Source organism: Actinoallomurus acaciae (assembly GCF_042429965.1).
Taxonomy (GTDB): Bacteria; Actinomycetota; Actinomycetes; order Streptosporangiales; family Streptosporangiaceae; genus Actinoallomurus; species Actinoallomurus acaciae.
On sequence record NZ_JBHLZP010001116.1, the window covers coordinates 1 to 1,039 of the forward strand.

The following is a 1,039-nucleotide window of genomic DNA, read 5'->3' on the forward strand; positions in this document are numbered from 1 at the left end:
AACCAGTTGGCCGTAAAGTTAAATTTTCGGAGTGTCATTTTTATTTTTCTTAAAAAAATTGTATGTGTCAATGACAAGATCGCAGAGAAAGTTCGCGATTACCGACAAATTTCTACCAAGGCTCGCTAAGAACCTGTGCACACGGAAAGGCAGCCGTCGGGCTAACACCGGAAACCGTTTGGAACACGCGGTGCTCACGCACCTCCAGCACGTGCCGTAGACCCTCACTCCCACCTCACCGTCACCTCCATCGTCTCCCATCCGGCACCGGCAGCGTCACAGTGATTAGGACAAAATGGCTCGCGGCGACGAATGCAAAACCACTTCGAAGGCCAACCAGGCCTGCAAGTACTTGGATGTAGCGTCTCCAATGAATAAAGGGTTTGCTACCAGCCAGCAGCCCGCTAAGAAACCCGAGCAGAAAAAGGACTACGGAGCCTGGGGCTCCATCTACAAGGACAAGAAGACCTTCAAGGATATGCACTTCTGCTGAGCACAACCACTGCGTGCCGGGCCTCATCGCATCCTCATCATCATCGTCACAAACGCATCAAATCCAACTACACATCGTCGTAAAAAACTACATTCGTATGAAGATGGTTTACTAGCAAGATTGTATGGAATATAAAATGACTGATCAGATCTCGTCAATTTCCAATCAACTGGAACGGACATTTCAACAACGGCTGAAATGCCTTTCTAAACGACTGCGTCATTTCAGAGTGATAGATATGCAACAGTGAAGACAGAAACTTGTGTTGTTCTACAAAAAACATCTATGTAGCATATACCTCGCTGCCTATAACAGTCCCGAATTCAACTAACTAGAACATGGAGGCTCCAAAAAAGGTCTAATGAAACAATTGGTTGAATTTCTTCCGAGCGAACTGATTACCTAAATTCGGAATTTAAAGACCATGGAGTTTTTGCTTCTGGAAAAACAGTTGAACGTTGCATTAAATGGGACTATCGACACAACAACTGCATATCTTCCGCCTGCATCTAGATAATGATAAGGATTGTTCAAAATCTCATGCCC

Annotated in this window: 1 protein-coding gene; it reads left to right on the plus strand. The window is 45.2% G+C overall.

All coding sequences use genetic code 11. From position 1 onward, the window contains the following. Window positions 1-295 precede the first annotated feature (295 nt). Window positions 296-493: a hypothetical protein gene (locus ACFFNX_RS50975; protein ID WP_378213723.1), complete on the plus strand. Its 198-nt coding sequence runs from the start codon at window positions 296-298 to the stop codon at window positions 491-493. The last annotated feature ends 546 nt before the right edge of the window (window positions 494-1,039 follow it).